Origin of the sequence: Aeromonas sp. ASNIH7 (assembly GCF_002903485.1) — a bacterium.
In the GTDB taxonomy this organism is placed as follows: Bacteria; Pseudomonadota; Gammaproteobacteria; order Enterobacterales; family Aeromonadaceae; genus Aeromonas; species Aeromonas caviae.
This window is the reverse complement of record NZ_CP026226.1, coordinates 3,274,202-3,292,152: the sequence shown is the minus strand read 5'-3', so window position 1 is coordinate 3,292,152 and position 17,951 is coordinate 3,274,202. Positions and strand designations below refer to the sequence as shown.

19 protein-coding genes are annotated in these 17,951 nt (G+C 62.6%); 10 read left to right on the top strand and 9 right to left on the bottom strand.

Going from position 1 to position 17,951, the window contains the following annotated elements:
- Window positions 1-31 precede the first annotated feature (31 nt).
- Both lipA and C2U47_RS15485 read left to right on the top strand, forming a co-directional pair.
- On the top strand, window positions 32-997 hold the full coding sequence (lipA, locus tag C2U47_RS15490) for a lipoyl synthase (protein WP_010673754.1): 966 nt from the start codon (window positions 32-34) through the stop codon (window positions 995-997).
- A 146-nt stretch (window positions 998-1,143) separates the two neighbouring features.
- Entirely contained in the window at window positions 1,144-1,632 is a 489-nt protein-coding gene (locus C2U47_RS15485) for a GNAT family N-acetyltransferase (RefSeq protein WP_010673753.1), read from the top strand.
- A gap of 33 nt (window positions 1,633-1,665) precedes the next feature.
- On the opposite strand, the gene nqrE is transcribed toward C2U47_RS15485, so the two are convergent.
- From nqrE to C2U47_RS15455, 6 genes are all read right to left on the bottom strand, one after another.
- Window positions 1,666-2,265 (bottom strand): NADH:ubiquinone reductase (Na(+)-transporting) subunit E, encoded by a 600-nt coding sequence (nqrE, locus tag C2U47_RS15480; RefSeq protein WP_010673752.1) that lies wholly within the window; start codon window positions 2,263-2,265, stop codon window positions 1,666-1,668.
- 191 nt (window positions 2,266-2,456) lie between these two features.
- On the bottom strand, window positions 2,457-2,882 hold the full coding sequence (locus C2U47_RS15475; RefSeq protein ID WP_233735819.1) for a hypothetical protein: 426 nt from the start codon (window positions 2,880-2,882) through the stop codon (window positions 2,457-2,459).
- Window positions 2,883-3,056: 174 nt separating this feature from the next.
- Entirely contained in the window at window positions 3,057-3,560 is a 504-nt protein-coding gene (locus C2U47_RS15470; RefSeq protein WP_010673750.1) for a GNAT family N-acetyltransferase, read from the bottom strand.
- Between the two features lie 40 nt (window positions 3,561-3,600).
- The gene (locus C2U47_RS15465) at window positions 3,601-4,782 is read right to left on the bottom strand and encodes a MerR family transcriptional regulator (RefSeq protein WP_010673749.1); all 1,182 of its coding nucleotides are present in this window, start codon (window positions 4,780-4,782) and stop codon (window positions 3,601-3,603) included.
- A gap of 150 nt (window positions 4,783-4,932) precedes the next feature.
- On the bottom strand, window positions 4,933-6,663 hold the full coding sequence (gene recJ / locus C2U47_RS15460) for a single-stranded-DNA-specific exonuclease RecJ (RefSeq protein WP_010673748.1): 1,731 nt from the start codon (window positions 6,661-6,663) through the stop codon (window positions 4,933-4,935).
- The gene (locus C2U47_RS15455; RefSeq protein ID WP_029314092.1) at window positions 6,629-7,345 is read right to left on the bottom strand and encodes a DsbC family protein; all 717 of its coding nucleotides are present in this window, start codon (window positions 7,343-7,345) and stop codon (window positions 6,629-6,631) included. The genes recJ and C2U47_RS15455 overlap by 35 nt, the downstream gene beginning before the upstream one ends.
- A 259-nt stretch (window positions 7,346-7,604) precedes the next feature.
- On the opposite strand from C2U47_RS15455, the gene mscL reads away from it, so the two are divergent.
- Entirely contained in the window at window positions 7,605-8,015 is a 411-nt protein-coding gene (gene mscL, locus C2U47_RS15450) for a large-conductance mechanosensitive channel protein MscL (protein WP_010673746.1), read from the top strand.
- A 73-nt stretch (window positions 8,016-8,088) separates the two neighbouring features.
- Here mscL and xerD read toward each other — a convergent pair whose 3' ends face one another.
- The gene (gene xerD, locus C2U47_RS15445; RefSeq protein WP_010673745.1) at window positions 8,089-8,988 is read right to left on the bottom strand and encodes a site-specific tyrosine recombinase XerD; all 900 of its coding nucleotides are present in this window, start codon (window positions 8,986-8,988) and stop codon (window positions 8,089-8,091) included.
- Between the two features lie 183 nt (window positions 8,989-9,171).
- Between xerD and fldB the strand changes: the two genes are divergently transcribed.
- From fldB to C2U47_RS15420, 4 genes are all read left to right on the top strand, one after another.
- The gene (gene fldB, locus C2U47_RS15440; RefSeq protein ID WP_041212516.1) at window positions 9,172-9,690 is read left to right on the top strand and encodes a flavodoxin FldB; all 519 of its coding nucleotides are present in this window, start codon (window positions 9,172-9,174) and stop codon (window positions 9,688-9,690) included.
- Between the two features lie 618 nt (window positions 9,691-10,308).
- Entirely contained in the window at window positions 10,309-11,709 is a 1,401-nt protein-coding gene (locus C2U47_RS15435; RefSeq protein ID WP_010673742.1) for a TldD/PmbA family protein, read from the top strand.
- Between the two features lie 106 nt (window positions 11,710-11,815).
- Entirely contained in the window at window positions 11,816-13,156 is a 1,341-nt protein-coding gene (locus C2U47_RS15425) for a TldD/PmbA family protein (RefSeq protein WP_103261707.1), read from the top strand.
- Between the two features lie 142 nt (window positions 13,157-13,298).
- Window positions 13,299-13,676: a VOC family protein gene (locus C2U47_RS15420; RefSeq protein WP_010673739.1), complete on the top strand. Its 378-nt coding sequence runs from the start codon at window positions 13,299-13,301 to the stop codon at window positions 13,674-13,676.
- A gap of 71 nt (window positions 13,677-13,747) precedes the next feature.
- Here C2U47_RS15420 and C2U47_RS15415 read toward each other — a convergent pair whose 3' ends face one another.
- Entirely contained in the window at window positions 13,748-14,674 is a 927-nt protein-coding gene (locus tag C2U47_RS15415) for a L,D-transpeptidase family protein (protein ID WP_010673738.1), read from the bottom strand.
- A gap of 443 nt (window positions 14,675-15,117) precedes the next feature.
- Here C2U47_RS15415 and trhP point away from each other — a divergent pair, with 443 nt between their 5' ends.
- The gene (gene trhP / locus C2U47_RS15410; RefSeq protein WP_010675357.1) at window positions 15,118-16,482 is read left to right on the top strand and encodes a prephenate-dependent tRNA uridine(34) hydroxylase TrhP; all 1,365 of its coding nucleotides are present in this window, start codon (window positions 15,118-15,120) and stop codon (window positions 16,480-16,482) included.
- A 1-nt stretch (window position 16,483) separates the two neighbouring features.
- On the top strand, window positions 16,484-16,732 hold the full coding sequence (locus C2U47_RS15405; protein ID WP_010675358.1) for a YfhL family 4Fe-4S dicluster ferredoxin: 249 nt from the start codon (window positions 16,484-16,486) through the stop codon (window positions 16,730-16,732).
- Between the two features lie 309 nt (window positions 16,733-17,041).
- On the opposite strand, the gene C2U47_RS15390 is transcribed toward C2U47_RS15405, so the two are convergent.
- Window positions 17,042-17,434 carry a DUF1090 domain-containing protein gene (locus tag C2U47_RS15390; RefSeq protein ID WP_029314765.1) on the bottom strand — a complete coding sequence of 131 codons (393 nt, stop codon included), beginning with the start codon at window positions 17,432-17,434 and terminating at the stop codon, window positions 17,042-17,044.
- A 160-nt stretch (window positions 17,435-17,594) separates the two neighbouring features.
- On the opposite strand from C2U47_RS15390, the gene C2U47_RS15385 reads away from it, so the two are divergent.
- Entirely contained in the window at window positions 17,595-17,948 is a 354-nt protein-coding gene (locus C2U47_RS15385) for a DsrE/DsrF/TusD sulfur relay family protein (RefSeq protein ID WP_010675361.1), read from the top strand.
- Window positions 17,949-17,951 lie beyond the last annotated feature (3 nt).

The window sequence follows — 17,951 nt, the reverse complement described above, 5'->3', positions numbered from 1 at the left end:
ACCAGACAATAACAAACACCGAGAGTGAATCATGAGCAAACCCGTTCGTATGGAGCCGGGCGTCAAGCTGCGCGATGGCGACAAGATGGCCCTGATCCCGGTGAAATTCATGCCGGATCCCAACGAGGAAGTGCTGCGCAAGCCGGAGTGGATGCGGATCAAGCTGCCGCCGTCGAGCCAGAAGATCGAGCACATCAAGAGCACCCTGCGCAAAAACAAGCTGCACTCTGTGTGTGAAGAGGCTTCCTGCCCCAACCTGGCGGAGTGCTTCAACCACGGCACCGCGACCTTCATGATCATGGGCGCCATCTGTACCCGCCGCTGCCCCTTCTGCGACGTGGCCCACGGCCGTCCGTTGCCGCTGGATCCGGAGGAGCCGAAGAAGCTGGCGCTGACCATCAAGGAGATGGGGCTCAAATACGTGGTGATCACCTCGGTGGACCGCGACGATCTGCGGGACGGCGGTGCCCAGCACTTCGCCGACTGCATCAAGCAGATCCGCGAGCACAGCCCGCAGACCCGCATCGAGATCCTGACCCCGGACTTCCGTGGCCGGATGGAGCAGGCGCTGGAGGTGTTCCGCGAGACCCCGCCTGACGTGTTCAACCACAACCTGGAAACCGCCCCGCGCATGTACCGGGTCGCCCGGCCGGGTGCCGACTACAAGTGGTCGCTGGAGCTGCTGCGCCGCATCAAGGAGATGCACCCCCACGTGCCGACCAAGTCCGGCGTCATGATGGGTCTGGGCGAAACCAACGAAGAGATCGTGCAGGTACTCAAGGACTTGCGCGAGCACGGCGTCAACATGCTGACCCTGGGCCAGTACCTGCAACCGAGCCGCCACCACCTGCCGGTGAAGCGTTATGTGCCGCCCGCAGAGTTCGACGAACTCAAGGATGTGGCCATGGATCTCGGCTTCAGCCACGCCGCCTGCGGTCCCTTCGTGCGTTCCTCCTACCACGCAGACCTGCAAGCCAAGGGGGAAGAGGTCAAATAAGCCTCTTTTCCTGCTGGCAGAAAAAAGAGCGCCTCTGGGCGCTCTTTTTTTTATCGCCGTCACCGCGCAGGCAGCGGTTGTCCCTTTGTGATTGGCGCCGTTCTGGCGTAACGTGGCCACTCCCCTTCTCTGGAGTGCTGTGCCGGATGCCGACTCTCACCGTTCGCCTGATCCCCCTGCGTGACGCAGACTTTCCCGCCTATCGCGACTACTTCATCGAGGATTACGCCCAGGATCTTGCCAGCAACCACGGGATGGCGCTGCCTGACGCCCACCGTCAGGCCGACGCCTCGTTGCAGCAGCTCCTGCCACTGGGTGTCGCCACCCCGGGTCATCACCTGCTCGCCATGGTACCTGAAGCCTCGAACGCGCCGGGCGAGCCTCTGGGCTATCTCTGGCACGCCATCGACGGCGCCGCCGGCACCACCTTCATCTACGACTTCTATGTGACACCGCCCCATCGTGGTCGCGGCCTCGGCAAGGCAGCCATGGCCGCCCTGGAAGCGCAGCTCGCCCCCCTAGGCATCCACCAGATCAAGCTGAGGGTGGCCCATGACAACCCGAGGGCACTGGCGCTCTATCAGGCGCTGGGCTTCACCATCACCGGCTACAACATGGCAAAGCGTCTGGATTGAGCACCTTCATTGGGCCACCACCCGGCCCATGGCTCAGAGCGAGATGCCGGAAAAAGACATGAAGCCGAGGGACATCAGCCCGGCCACGATGAAGGTAATGCCGATCCCCCGTAGCCCCTCTGGCACATCCGAATACTTCATCTTCTGGCGCAACCCCGCAATGGCGACGATGGCCAGCAGCCAGCCCAGCCCTGAGCCCGCCCCGTAGACCACGGATTCGATGAAGTCGTAATCCCGCTGGGCCATGAACATCACCCCGCCGAAGATGGCGCAGTGCACCGTCAGCAGCGGCAGATAGATACCGAGCGCGTGATGGAGCGCCGGGAAATGTTTGTCCAGCACCATCTCCATCACCTGCACCAGGGCCGCCAGCACCCCGATATAGACGATGAAATCGAGAAAGCCCAGATCAAACTCCCCGAGGAAGGTACTCTCGGGACGCAGGATATGGCGGTAGATCAGGTTGTTGAGGGGGATGGCGATTACCATGACCACCAGCACCGTCATGCCCAAACCGAAGGCGGTGTTGATGTTCTTGGAAACGGCCAGGAAGGTGCACATGCCAAGGAAGAAGGCCAGCGCCAGGTTTTCCACAAAGATCGACTGGATGAAGAGATTGACGTAATAGTCCATGAATGAGTTCACCACTTGGTTGCAATAAGAGCACGTCCGCGCCCGGCCAACGGCCAGTCGCGAAGATGACGTTTACAGAGAGAGCTGGCGCAGCACCCGGTAATGACCACGGCAGCCGCCAGACTGCCGAGCAGCCCGGTCAGCGGTACTCAATGACGGGGATCAAACGGGCAGGCGCCCGGCTGGTGAACCTAGTCGCCCTGGCAGAAGCGATATTGCAGGTGGTGGCAGCGAAGCCGCCGTGTGTGCAGAGCGCCGAAGTAGTCGGGCCGCTGCCTGAGGTAGATGAGGGGCAGGAAGAACAGCAGGCCACAGAGCAGGCCGAGGATCTCGTGCTGGAACCAGGCCAGCAGCATCTGGTAGAGCTCGGCATGAGCGGCCCCTTCCAGTCGCCGTCCCTGCTCGAAACCGAGCCGCCACTGGGAGGCGGGCGGCAGGCTGACGTTGTCGGCAAGCCCCGGGTTCGCTGGCTCATGGAACAGCATCGGCCGCTCCTGCCCTTGCGTCTCCATTCCCTTAGTTGCAACGACCCCTGCCGCCGCCGCAGCGGCAAGCCAGAGAAGGCAGGCGATGGCAAGCACCATCGGCCATGACGAGGGGCGGCGAGAGGATGACAAGGGGGCTGTCCGTCAAGAAAAATTACAGGTGGAATATATCACAATACCGTCACTTATTGCATTTTCCACCATGAGATATTAACAGGAGCGATATTAAACACCGCCCCATTCCCTAAAACCGGCAAGGTTGCACCACCTTGAGAAAGCGGCTTTCATCTTCCTCAAGGTGAGGGCTTACCCCTGCTGGAAGGCCGGGTGGTAACACACTTCGCCACTGGGCATGGCAGCACCGAACGAGCGGGCCATGAAGTACTCGGCTGGCACGCCGGGCAGCGTCAACCCCGGCTCGGGCACGAAACCGAAACGGCCGTAGAAGCCGGGATCCCCCAGCACCACGCAGCCGGCCGCCCCTATCCCCTTGAGCTCGGCCAGACCCGCGTCCATCAGCCGTGACCCCAGCCCCCTGCCCTGAAGCGCAGGGGAGACGGAAATGGGGCCAAGGCCATACCAGTGCGGGCTGCCATCGCTGATGGTGACCGGCGAGAAGCAGAGGTGGCCGACCACCCGCCCCGCCTGCTCCGCCACCAGCGACAGGCTGAGTGCCCCGGCCTGGCGCAGGTCACGCACGATCAGCTGTTCGTTGTGATCGGTATGGGGGGCATTGAGGAACGCGGCCACGGTCAGCGCTTCAATGGCGTCGTGATCGGCGCCCGTTTCAGGTCGAATGAGAATATTCATAAGGTTTTCTCCGTTTGTTATCTTGCAATGGATGACCTGATCAGACTGCCTGCAGGCAGCAGATCACATAGCCATAGCTGCCCAGGTATTGGCGGTGAATGGCCACTTCCCGGCTCAGATCCTGCCAAGCTGGGCTATCCCCCAGCTCGGCACTGTGGCGCGCCAGATTGCGCTCGATGGGATCCAGATAGTTGTCCCAGGCCCTTGGCGGCAACGGGGTGTGCCACAGACAGCGATAACCCGCCTCCTGCACCGTTTTGAGCAGGCCCGCCAGGGTCTGCATGGCGGGATAATCTCGCTGCCAGAACGCCAGCGCCTCCTCTGGGGGCGTGTCAGTCAGCCACACCAGGTCGCTCAGCACCAGGCAGGCATCAGGATCGGCAAGGTACGCCCGCCAGGCTTTGAGCGCATTGGCCACCCCTATGGTGTAGGCGCTCCCCTCGGCCCAGATGAGATCGGCGGGGACCAGGTCCGCCGGCAGCGCCGCCATGTTGGCGCACAGGGTGGTGACCTGCTCAAAGCCAGCCGCGCTGGCCGATCTCGCCACGGCGGCCAGCGCCTCCTCGTCCAGATCGATGGCCACTATGGTGGCGTCCGTCACCTGTGCCAGCGCCAGGGTGGCGGAGCCGCGCCCGCAGCCCATGTCGAAGATCCGGCGAGGCTGGCTGGGCAGCGCGGCAAATTGCTGCTGGGTGAAGAGGCTATCGCCCGGCCCCCAATAGCTCATGCCATCCAGCAGCAGCTTGAAATCCCGGATGTAGCGCTCATGTTCATTCATGTCTTTGCTGAGCCACTGCAGGTGGTAACGCGCTTTTTCACTGAATCCCTGCTTCATCACCCAGGCAAAGTAAGCCTGCGGGGCTTGATGCTGCAGTTGCCGCTGCCAGGCCTTGAACTCGTCGCCGGAGTGCGCACGCAAACCGGCGAGATCCGCCAGCAGATCCCGGGCGCGTTGCATCCGCGCCAGCTCTTCATCCAGCTCCCTGACCCGGGCCTGCAATGCCGCCTGATCTATCTCGCCAGCCAGACAGGCGAGGCACTGCTTGAGGCTGAGACCACCTGCCTGCAGGGCCTGTACCATCCGCAGCCGCTGCAGATCGTCATCGTCGTAGTGGCGATAGCCGTTGGCGCCCCTCGTGCCCGTAATCACCCCCAGCTTCTCGTAATAGAGCAGGGTAGAGCGGGCCAGGCCGCAGCGCCGGGCCAGTTCGGATATTTTCATGACAGCGACTCGCAGTGGGGTCCGTGACCCGATGAAGGGAAGCTTAAACTGTGAAGCAATAGACGGGTCAACGACAACATCCGGGTTAACACCATAAAAAAACGGCCACCCTGAGGTGGCCGTCATCGACAGCAAGAGAGACTCGCGGGATCAGAGGCCGGCGGCTTCCAGATGCTCCACCAACAACTGCACGCTGCGGTTGCCACGCCACTCGTTGACGTCGAGCCGGTAGACCAGCCGCACCCGCTTCACCGAAGCATCGGGCCAGCGCTGCAAGTCGACGCCAAAGGCGATGGCATCCACCGCGTGGCCGGAATCCGTGGTCAGCATCATCTTGAGGTGCTTCTCCCCCACCAGCCGCTGCTGCACCAGCACGAACTCGCCGTCAAACAGCGGCTCGGGGAAGGCCTGACCCCAGGGGCCGGAGGCGCGAATAAGCTCCGCCAGCTCGAGGGTGAGCTCGTCCGGCAGCAGTTCGCCATCGGTGAGCAGCACCCCGGTCAAGAGCTCAGGGGTCACCAGCTCGCCGATGACCGCCTCAAAAGCCCGCCCGAAGGCCTCGATATTGGCCTTGGGCAGGGTCAACCCGGCCGCCATGGCGTGGCCGCCAAACTTGCCCATCAAGCCGGGGTGGCGGGTATCGAGCAGTTCCAGCGCATCGCGCAGGTGCACCCCCGGGATGGAGCGCCCGGAGCCCTTGAGCTCGGTCTCGCTGCTCTCGGCAAAGGCGATGACCGGGCGGTAGTACTTCTCCTTCACCTTGGAGGCCACCAGCCCCACCACCCCCTGATGCCACTCGTTTCGGTGCAGCACGATGCCGGAGGGCACCTCGCCGTCGCGAAAACGGATCTGCTCCAAAGTGGCGAGCGCCTCCTGCTGCATCCCCTGCTCGATCTCCTTGCGCTCCTGGTTGAGGCTGTCCATTTCGGAGGCGAACTGGCGCGCCAGGTTGATGTCGTCACAGAGCAGACAGGCGACCCCGAGGGACATGTCATCGAGCCGGCCCACCGCGTTGAGGCGCGGCCCCAGCGCAAAGCCGAGATCGGCAGCGCACAGGCGACGACCGTCGCGGCCCGACACATCCACCAGCGCCTGGATGCCGGGGCGACAACGGCCGGCCCGGATCCGCTGCAACCCCTGATGGACCAGGATGCGGTTGTTGCCATCCAGCGCCACCACGTCGGCCACGGTGCCGAGGGCCACCAGATCCAGGTAATCTGCCACGTTGGGGGCGCGCAGCCCCTGGCGCTCATACCAGCCGCTCTGGCGCAAATGGGTGTTGAGAGCCGCCATCAGATAGAAGGCGACCCCGACCCCGGCCAGGGACTTGGAGGGGAAGTCGCAGCCATGCTGGTTGGGGTTCACTATCGCGTCGGCGTCAGGCAGCTCCTGGCCGGGCAAATGGTGATCGGTAACCAGTACCTGCATGCCGGCCGCCTTGGCCGCCGCCACCCCGGCGATGCTGGAGATGCCGTTGTCCACCGTGATCAGGAACTCGGCGCCGCGGGCCACCGCCAGCTCGACGATCTCCGGGGTGAGGCCATAGCCGAACTCGAAGCGGTTGGGCACCAGAAAATCGATGTGGTGCCCCCCCATGGCGCGCAAGGCCAGCACGCACAGGGCCGAGCTGGTGGCGCCGTCGCAGTCAAAGTCACCGACGATGAGAATGCGTTTTTGCGCCGTAAGCGCCTCGGCCAGCAGCGGCACCGCCTGCGCCATGCCGAACAGACGCTGGGGCGGCAGCAGCTGGTTGGCGCTGCGCTCCAGCAGAGCGGGATCTTCTACCCCGCGGCTGGCGAAGATCTGGCGAAGTAGCGGGTGCAGGGTGGCGGGCAGATGGGAATCATCAACTCGCGGACGACGACGGATTTGCAGGGGCATTGATGTGATCCAGTATCTTGAGCAGTTGTTCGGGGCTCTGGTAACCGCGCACCAAGTCGCCATTGGGCAGGACCCAGCTCGGTGACGCCTTGATCCCGAGCCATTGGCTCAGGCCGATATGATGGGCAAGGATCGCATTACAGCCGCTCTCAGGCAAACGATCGCTGAAGTTGAGTTCGCGCAGCAGCCTGGGATCGCACCAGAGCGCCTGCGTCTCGGCCAGCTCGACGAAGGGGGCAGCCAGGGGCAGCAACTGCACGCTCACCCCTCTTTCCTGCAATTGCGGCAACTCGTCCAGCACGGCGTGACAGCGGCGGCAGCCGAGATCGGTAAACAGGGTCACCCGGTAGCGCTCGTTCGGCGCCTTGAGCCAGAGCCGGGCCTCCCCTATCTGGGAGAGCGCCAGCCTGCGTTGCTGCTGCTGGCTGAGCCGGGTGAGGTTTCTCATGTCGTGGGCCAGATCCAGCATGGAGCCCTGCAGCACATAGTCTCCCCTGGCATCGCTGTAGAGCAGTCCCTGGGCCGTGCCCAGCAGATAGAGGCCCGGCATGGGGGTCTCGTCCACCAGGTAGACCTGCACACCGAGGCGCTGCTCTATGGTCTGTTTCAACACATGGGGGTCCATCCCCGCGCTGGCCGCAAAAGCGCACAGCAGCATCATTCCCAGCAGTAAATATCGCATCAGCTCATTCACTTGGCATGATTGAAGGGTCTCATAAGGTAACCCAGACAATTCCCTCTCCCAAAGACCTTAATTAGTGATTGATTAATAACGTCCGCAAGAAAAAATCACGGGATGACAGGTTGCCAATCGGGCTTGAGCCCCGCAAGCTAATCAGGACGACGGGAGACATCTTTAGTCATCCCTCTGTTTTGCTGATGTTTTATTATTCAAATCGACGTGCGCTCAGGTGGCACTTCGTCCATTTCTAGGGGGAAAAATGAGTCTGATTCAAGAGTTCAAGGCCTTTGCATCCAGGGGCAATGTGATCGACATGGCTGTCGGTATCATCATAGGTGCCGCCTTTGGCAAGATTGTCTCCTCCTTCGTGGGAGACGTGATCATGCCCCCCATCGGGCTGATCCTGGGGGGCGTGGATTTCAGCGATCTCGCCGTGACCCTGAAGGCCGCCGAAGGGGATGCCCCTGCCGTGGTCATCGCCTACGGCAAGTTCATCCAGACCTGTATCGACTTCCTGATCATCTCCTTCGCCATCTTCATGGGGCTCAAGGCCATCAACACCCTGAAGAAGAAGCAGGAAGAGGAAGCCGCTGCCCCGGCCGGCCCCACCAAGGATCAGGAGCTGCTGACCGAGATCCGCGACTTGCTGAAATCCCAGCAGGGGAAATAACCGTTTCCTCCCTGTCGTGTGCTGAAAAAAAACCGCCTTCGGGCGGTTTTTTGTTGCAAGGCAGGTGAGGCGATCAGGCTCTGGGGTGGTGCTGGCCGTGCAGTGCCTTGAGCCGCTCGTTGGCCACGTGGGTATAGATCTGGGTTGTGGAGAGATCCGCGTGGCCCAGCAGCATCTGCACCACTCGCAGATCGGCGCCGTGATTGAGCAGGTGGGTGGCGAAGGCGTGACGCAGGGTGTGGGGGGAGAGCTCGCCCTGGATGCCGGCGCGCTGGGCATAGAGCTTGATGCGGTGCCAGAAGGTCTGACGGGTCATCATGCGCGCCTGCTTGGAGGGGAACACCACGTCCGAGCTGGTGCCGCCGAGGAGCAGGGTACGCGCCTCCCGGTAGTAGCGCTCCAGCCAGTGCACCGCCTCCTCCCCCATGGGGACCAGGCGCTCCTTGTTGCCCTTGCCCACCACCCGCACCAGCCCCTGGCGCAGGCTGACGTGTTCGGCGGTCAGCCCCACCAGCTCGGACACCCGCAGCCCGGTGGCGTAGAGCAGCTCGAGCATTGCCTTGTCCCGCAGCTCCAGCGGATCGTCCACCAGGGGGGCTTGCAGCAGCGCCTCCACCTCGGCTTCGCTCAGATCCGATGGCAGCTTTTTGGGGAGCTTTGGCCCCTCCAGCAGCACGGTGGGATCGTCGCTGCGCAGCTTCTCGCGATTGAGATACTGGTAGAAGCGGCGCAGGGCCGAGAGGAAACGGGCCGTACTGCTGGCCGCGAACTGATGGTCCACCCGCCAGGCGAGGTAGTGCTGGATGTCGTCCAGCCCCGCCAGCAGCAGGGAACCGCCTTGCTCATCGAGCCAGAGGGCAAATTTTTCCAGGTCGCTGCGATAGGAGCTGACCGTGTTGTCGGAAAGCCCCCGCTCCAGCCAGAGGGCGTCGAGAAACGGCTCGATCAGGGGATGGGATTCTGCTTTGCTCATGGTGCGCCGCGCTCAGGGAAACAGGTCGCCATTGTAACGTGCCGACCCACCCGGGCCGCAAGGCAAGGCTGCACATCCTCTCAGGCGGTGAAGAGCCCGGCGCAATCTGCTAGACTGGCGCCCTCCCCCCGGGCGCCGCTGTGCCGGTCACGCCCCTTGCCGACTGCGATCAAGAGAAGAGCGATGAAGATAGGTTTGTTTTATGGCTCCACCACCTGCTACACCGAGATGGCCGCCGAGAAGATCCGCGCCCTCATCGGCCCCGAGCTGGTCGATCTCCACAACATCAAGGATGTGCCCCTCGCCCGCATGCAGGAGTACGACATCCTGATCCTGGGCATCTCCACCTGGGACTTCGGCGAGCTGCAGGAGGACTGGGAATCCCGCTGGGAAGACATCGCCGACCTGCATCTGGAGGGACGCATCATCGCCCTGTTTGGCATGGGCGATCAGCTGGGCTATGGGGAGTGGTATCAGGATGCCCTCGGCCTGCTGCACGATCAGCTGGTCCCCAAGGGAGTCAAGCTGGTGGGCTACTGGCCCAACGAGGGGTACGAGTTTGACGCCTCCAAGGCGCTCATCGACGATGGCCGTCACTTCGTCGGGCTGGCCCTCGATGACGCCAACCAGTACGACCAGACCGAGTCCCGCATCGAGCAGTGGGTCGACCAGATCCTGAGCGAGATCCACGAACTGCTCTGACCCTGGCCGTCTGGATGTTCGACGACGCCAGCCAATGGACGACCAGACCGACCCCGCATCGAGCAGTGGGTCGACCAGATCCTGAGCGAGATCCACGAACTGCTCTGATCCTGATCGCCTGGATGTTCGACGACGCCAGCCAATGGGCGACCAGATCGACCCCGTATCGAGCAGTGGGTCAACCAGATCCTGAGCGAGATCCACGAACTGCTCTGACCTTTATCGCCTGGATGTTCGACGACACCGGCCAATGGGCGACCAGACCGACCCCGTATCGAGCAGTGGGTCGACCAGATCCTGAGCGAGATCCACGAACTGCTCTGACCCTGATCGCCTGGATGTTCGACGACGCCAGCCATTGGACGACCAGACCGACCCCGTATCGAGCAGTGGGTCAACCTCATATAAAACGAGCGCCATGAGCGGCGCCAACCTCCCCTGCCGGTAGCCTGCGCTCGGGCTGCCGGGCGCATAAATCGCACCGATTTTCTCGTTTGGTATCATCGGCTGACGCTATAGCGACTTTTTGCTTCTGGTCTGCAACAATGAGGTCGACACCCCATAACAACACAACGCCGGGTGTCGGAAGCAAACGGACAGACCAGAAAAGGATATTCTATGACTTCATTCTCCCTGTTGGCCCCCGCCATCGCACGCGACGTGCTCGATCACGCGCTGGCGCTGGGTGCCGATTTCGCCGAGCTGTTTGTGGAGCACAAGCGCCGCAGCCAGCTCAGCCTGCTCTCCAGCCAGATAGAGAACATCAGCGGTGGTCTCGACTTCGGTATCGGCGTTCGCCTGTGCTACGGCCACAAGGTGCTCTACGGCTACACCAACCTGGCCGATCGCAACGAGCTCTTGCGCATCGTTACCCTGCTGGCGGCCAAGGACAGGCGTGACCCCGTGGTCACCGCCACTGCCTTTGACTTCACCCGCCTGACCGACCGCAACCCGATCGCTCTGCCGCTGTCGGCCGACAAGCTGCTGGAGCAGAAGATCGCCTACCTGCATGCCATGGACGCTGCGGCCCGCGCCGAGAGCGACAAGGTGAGCCAGTTCTCGGGCAACGTGCTCGGCTGGGAGCAGGAGGTGGAGATCTTCAACAGCGAAGGGGTGCAGGTGAGCGATCGCCGCCACTACAACCGCATCATGGCTCAGACCATCGCCCTTGACGGGGGCGAGCAGAGTGTAGGCTATGAAGCCCCCGGTGCCATGAAGGGATGGGAGCATGCCGAGAGCATCGATCCCCGCGAGCTGGCTCTCACCGCTACCCGCCAGGCACTGGTGAAGCTGGGCGCCGCCCCCTGCCCGAGCGGCAAGCTGCCGGTCATCATGGAGAGCGGCTTTGGCGGCGTCATCTTCCACGAGGCGTGCGGTCACCTGCTGGAGACCACCTCGGTAGCCAAAAAGGCATCCGTGTTCCACGACAAGATGGGCCAGCTCATCGCCAACCCCGCGGTCAGCGCGGTGGACGAGGGCTTGCAGGGCAACGCCTGGGGCTCCATCAACGTCGATGACGAGGGGATGGCGACCCAGCACACCCAGCTCATCAAGGACGGCGTGCTGACCGGCTTCCTAGTGGACAGAATGGGGGCCCTTCGCACCGGCTACGCCCGCACCGGTTCCGGGCGCCGGGAATCCTACAAGTTCGCCCCCGCCTCCCGCATGCGCAACACCTATATCGAACCGGGCAACTACAGCCTCGACGACATGCTGGCAACCGTGGAGCACGGCATCTATGCCAAGCGGATGGGGGGTGGCTCTGTGCAGCCCGGTACCGGCGAGTTCAACTTCAACGTGCAGGAGGCCTACCTCATCGAGGGGGGCAGGATCACCCGGCCCCTCAAGTCGGCCACCCTGATCGGCACCGGCCCGCAGGTATTGAAGGAGATCTCCATGGTGGGGCGCGATCTGGCCCTCTCCGCCGGCATGTGCGGCTCGGTCTCCGGATCCATTCCCGCCTCGGTCGGCCAGCCGCCGCTCAAGGTTGACAGCATTCTGGTCGGAGGGAACGCCTGATGAACATCCATGACACTCTATGCGGTTCCATCTCCCGCCTCATTCGCGTTTCAGTCGGCCAGCCGCCGCTCAAGGTTGACAATATCCTGGTCGGAGGGAACGCCTGATGAGCCAACTCGACATGAACCAACTGCTTGCCCGTCTGCTGGAGCAGGTCGCCGATCTGGGTGCCGAGGCAGACGTCATCGCCAATCAGGAGAAGGCCTTCTCCCTCAAGGCCGACAAGGGCGAACTCAGTGAATACAAGGTCACCAGCAGCCAGCAGATCGGCATTCGCCTCATCAAGGAAGGCCGGGTCGGCATCGCCTATTCCGAGTCCCTCGACGCGTCGGCCCTGGACGCCATGGTGCAGGATGCGCTGGATGCCGGCCGCTTCGCCAAGGTGGACCCGGATCAGCGCATCACAGTGCAGCAGAGCCGGCTCATCACCGACTGCGCCGAGATACATCAGGCCGACACCACGGCGGTGGAAGAGAAGATCGCCCTGACCCTGCGCCTCGAGTCCGACATGCTGGCCCTGCCGGACGTGACCGGCGCCCCCTACAACGGCTTCTTCGAGGGGGAGAGCCGCCTCTGGCTTGCCAACAGCCAGGGCAGCCTCTGCGAACATCAGGCGTTCAGCGTCGGCTGCCACAGCTCCGCTCTCATCGAGCGAGAGGGCCGCCAGTCCATGCACTACCAGGGACAGTACGCACGACGCTTCGACGAGTTGGAGAGCCAGCCTCTCATCCGCCAGATCCACGCCGTGGCCGATGGCCTGCTGATGGGTGAGGCGGTGCCGAGCGGTCGCTACAGCGTCATCTTCAGCACCCACTGCTTTGCCAGCCTGTTTGGCTGCTTCCAGTCCGCACTGTCTGGCAAGTGGGCCCAGCAGGGGATCAACCCCTGGCGCGACAAGCTGGGCCAAAGCGTGGCTTCTCGCTGGCTCACCCTGGAGAGTCGTGCCTATATGCCGGGGGGCATGAAGATCAAGGCGTTTGACGGCGAAGGGGCCGCCACTTCGGATCTCCTGCTCATCGGCGAGGGGGAGCTCAAGACCCTGCTGCACAACAGCGCCACCGCCCGCCACTTCGGCGTGACAAGCAACGGTGCAGCCGCCCGCAGTGCCCGCAGTGCCCTGGACGTGGCCCCTCGTCACCTGGTGTTCGGGCTCGGCCCCCACGGCGAGGCCGAGGTACAAAGCGGTGAGTACCTGGAGCTGGTCAAGCTGGACGGCCTGCACTCCGGGGCCGATGCGGTGAGCGGCGACTTCTCGTTCGGCGCCTCCGGCTTCCTCTGCCGAAATGGCGAGCGCGTGGCACCGGTACGCGGCATCACGGTGGCGGGCAACTTCTATCGTCTGCTCGGGGAGCTGGAAGCGGTCGGCAACCAGCTGCATCACGACGATGGCAAGGACTTCTATGCCCCGCTGATCCGCTTTGGCGGGCTCAGCATTGCCGGCAAATAAGAGGGGGAGCCTTACTCGGCTCCTCCCCCTTCAAGCGGCGCCATCAGGCGCCGCTTTTTTTATCCATGGCGCCCCCCGACAGCCACTTCTAACCTCAAAGAGCCACCGACCGCGTTGGCCGGGAACTCTGGAGAATACGACGATGGACAACACCCTGGTCTGGGCCGATATTCCGACACGGGATCTGGATCGCGCCATGGACTTTTACTCGGCCCTGCTCGATGTGCAGGTCACCCCCATCCAGGAAGAGACCATGCGCTTTGCCATGCTGCGCCACGACGGCAGCAACGCGGCGGCCTGTCTCGGCCCCATGGACAAATATCACCAGCCCGGCGGTGCCGGTCCCCTCATCTATCTCTCCCTCGGTGACAGGCTGCAGGAGGCGGAGCTGCTGGTCCCCCGGCTCGGCGGGCGGGTGCTGGAGCCTCTGCACAGCATCGGCAGCGGTCATGGCTCCCGGGTCATCATCGAGGATACCGAAGGCAACTGGCTGGCCCTCTATGCCCCACCAGCCAGCTGACGTCCGGATACACAGAAACAACAACGGCGACCTGATGGTCGCCGTTGTTGTTTAACTGCACTTGCCGGCCATTACGCCTCTGGATTGAGGCGGGTCGGGATGCCGGTACGCTGTTCCAGCACCTGCTTGACCACGTTGGAATCGCTGTCAGCATGGGCGATGAAGCGGGTGGTAGCCGGGGTCATGGGCAGCGGCACGGAGGCGGTGGAGTTGAACTCTTCCTCGGTGCGCGACAGCGGCTCGTGCACTTCCATGTAGCGACCGCCATCCGGCTCGACCGTGGTCTTGACCGGCTGGTTGACGAACTGGACGCGGGTGCCGACCGGCACGTGATCGAACAGGTACTTGATGTCGTCGGCGCGCAGGCGCACGCAGCCGCTGCTCACCCGCAAACCGATGCCGAAGGTGGCGTTGGTGCCGTGGATGGCGTACAGGTTGCCGATGTAGAGCGCGTGCAGGCCCATGGGGTTGTCCGGGCCGGCCGGCCAGACCGCGGGCAGGGTCTTGCCCTGGGCGGCGTAGCGGCGACGGATATTCTCGGTCGGGGTCCAGGTCGGGTTGGCACGCTTGCGCTCAACCTTGGTGATCCAGTTCTCCGGGGTGTTGACCCCGAGCTGGCCGATGCCGATGGGCAGCACATGCACCACGTTCTTGCCCTTCGGGTAGTAGTAGAGACGCATCTCCGCCACGTTGATGACGATCCCTTCGCGGGGAGCGTTGGGCAGGATCAGCTGATGGGGAATGATCAGCGTGCTGCCCGCCTTGGGCAAGTAGGGGTCGACGCCCGGGTTGGCTTCCATGATGTTGGTCAGACCCAGCTGGAAGTCGGAGGCGATCTGCTCCAGCGGACGGTTGTCTGCGGGCACCACGTATTCCTGGTTCTCACCGATCAGGCGGCTGTTGGCTGCAGGCAGCGGGTATTCAACGGCGGCGGCCTGCTGGCTGACCAGCGCCAGCGTACATAAAAGAGCCGAAGCGGCAATGCGAAGGGGATTCATAAAATTCCTGTATGGTTTCCTGTTCCTGTGGGCCTTTGCCCTGCTCATCATCGGTCTCTTGTGGGCCCGTCACCGGGGACCAACAACCGAGCGCGCATTCTTTCCCGAGCAGGGCAAAATTTCAACTTGGAGATGGTCTTTTTCGCCGAAAAGATCCATTTCACTGCCAACTCGGGGGCATCTTTCACCCCTTGCACTCTAGCAACCCCAGTCTGAGCGTAAAATGAACATGGCGCAGGCATGTCAAGGCCGTCCCAAATTGCATGACGAGGCGGTCACGAGTACAATCTCGCACCCCGTATATCCGGAGTATCGAGTCACCTCCTGCTCCGATGTACCCCCATCGGATGGCCGTGCGTCGAAGACGGTCGCGCCACCGATGAACCCACACGACGCCATCAGGTGGCGCCGTCCTGATTTGCAATCAGATAAAAGAGTCCAACATGTTCAGACCAGAATTGCTCTCCCCTGCCGGGACCCTCAAGAACATGCGCTACGCCTATGCCTATGGCGCAGACGCCGTCTATGCGGGCCAGCCGCGCTACAGCCTGCGGGTGCGCAACAACGAATTCGATCACGAGAATCTGCAGCTCGGCATCAACGAGGCCCATGCCCTCGGCAAGCAGTTCTATGTGGTGGCCAACATCCAACCCCACAACTCCAAGCTCAAGACCTTCATCCGCGACATGCGCCCCGTGGTGGATATGAAGCCGGATGCACTCATCATGTCCGACCCCGGCCTCATCATGATGATGCGCGAAGCCTTCCCCGACATGCCTATCCACCTCTCGGTGCAGGCCAACGCGGTCAACTGGGCCACGGTGAAGTTCTGGCATCAGATGGGCCTGACCCGTGCCATCCTCTCCCGCGAGCTGTCTCTCGACGAGATCGAGGAGATCCGCATGCAGGTGCCGGAGATGGAACTGGAGGTCTTCGTCCACGGGGCGCTGTGCATGGCCTACTCCGGCCGCTGCCTGCTCTCCGGCTACATCAACAAGCGTGACCCCAATCAGGGCACCTGCACCAACTCCTGCCGCTGGGAGTACAAGGTGCACGAGGGCAAGGAAGATGACGTGGGCCAGATCGTCCACCGCCAGGAGCCCATCGCCGTGCAAAAGGTGGATCCGACCCTGGGCGCAGGCAAGCCGACCGATGCCCTGGTGCTGCTGGAGGAGTCCAACCGCCCGGGCGAGTTCATGACTGCGTTTGAAGACGAGCACGGTACCTACATCATGAACTCCAAGGATCTGCGCGCTGTCGAGCACGTCGAGCGCCTGACCAAAATGGGCGTTCATTCCCTGAAAATCGAAGGCCGTACCAAGTCCTTCTACTATTGCGCCCGTACCGCCCAGGTCTATCGCAAGGCCATCGACGATGCGGTGGCTGGCCGTCCGTTCGATCCGACCCTGATGGGCACCCTCGAGAACCTGGCCCACCGCGGCTACACCGAGGGCTTCCTGCGCCGTCACAACCACAGCGAATACCAGAACTACGACTACGGTTACTCCGTCTCCGACACCCAGCAGTTCGTCGGCGAGATCACCGGTCGCAACGGTGACATGGTCGAGGTCGAGGTGAAGAACAAGTTCCTGTTGGGCAACAGCCTGGAGCTGATGACCCCCCAGGGCAACCTCAGCTTCAACCTGGAGCAGATGCAGAACCGCAAGGGCGAGCTCATCGACACCGCGCCGGGCAACGGCCACGTGGTCTACGTGCCGGTTCCCAAGGAGATCGACGTGAATTACGGCATCCTGCTGCGCAACCTCGGCGAGCGCGAGGATACCCGTCAACCTCACTCGGCGGCCTGAGATGGCACTGCTCATCACCGACAAGTGCATCAACTGTGACATGTGCGATCCGGAGTGTCCGAACCAGGCCATCACCCTGGGGAGCAAGATCTACGAGATAGACCCGGATCGCTGCACCGAATGCGTCGGCCACTATGAGAAGCCCACCTGCATCAGCGTCTGCCCTATCGACTGCATCATCTGGGATCCCGCCCATGTGGAGACCGAAGATCAGCTGATGGAGAAATTCGTGCGGATGCACAGGCAGTAAACCTGTATCAGCGTCTGCGCCCCATGGACTGCATCCTCCGGGATCCCGTCCATAAGGTGGAAACCGAAGATCAGCTGATGGAAAAGTTTGTGCGGATGCACAGGCAGTAGCAGTAACACCTACATCAGCGTCTGCTCTAGAGGGACTGCATCCTCCGGGATCCCGTCCATAGGGTGGAAACCGAAGATCAGTTGATGGAGAAATTCGTGCGGATGCACAGGTAGTCCGCGTCTGACACGCGCGGAGTGCATTATCCAAAAATAGAAAAAGCCGGGCATGCCCGGCTTTTTCTATTGCGCTGCCCTTCCCTCAGGGTTTGACCAGTTTTTGCAGCGCCTCGAGTTCGCGCTGGGCTTCCAGCAACTCGGCCTGGGACTCCTCCAGCTTGGACTGCTTCTTGGCAATCTTGTCCGGCTTGCCCGATACCCGTGCGCTCTGCAACTCGGCCAGCCGCTCTTCCACTTCTTCCCTCTGCTTGACCACCTTGCGTTGCTGCTCCTCAAGGAGCCCGGCATCGGTACAATGGGCCTCCAGGTTGCGCAGTGCCCGCTCAAGGCCGGCTACCTGCTCCTGGTTGTTGTGCTCTCTGGCGAACGCAAGCTGATCCGTCACGGCCTGCTCTCTGGCCTTGCAGCCGATGTTTTCACTACCATAGGCTTGTCCGGCCAACAACAATAAGCCTATTCCGGCGATCTTCCACATAACAACCTCTTTGTTCTGTCATACTGGATGGCCGTCCATGAGACCTGACTCCCTGTGTGAGGTCAAGACACACGGGGCCGGGCTACGACAGAGTGTGCTCTGCATCATGCCGGGCCGCTTTCGCCGAGGCTACAATGGCCCTTTCAATCAGGAGAGCCACATGACCCAACACATTCTCATCATTGCCAACGGCGCCCCCTATGGCAGCGAGTCCCTGTTCAATGCCCTGCGCCTCGGCATCGCCCTCAAAGAGGAGGGAAAGGTAGACCTCAACCTCTTCCTGATGTCGGATGCCGTCACTGCTGCCCTCGCCGGGCAGGCTCCGGCCGAGGGCTACAACCTGCGCCAGATGCTGGAGATACTGCTGGCTCAGGGCACCCGGATCCGGCTTTGCAAGAGCTGCACCGATGCGCGCGGCATCACCCCGCTACCCCTTGTCGAGGGCATAGAGATAGGCACCCTCCCCTTGCTGGCCCAATGGACTCTGGCCGCCGACAAGGTGCTGACCTTCTAGCCG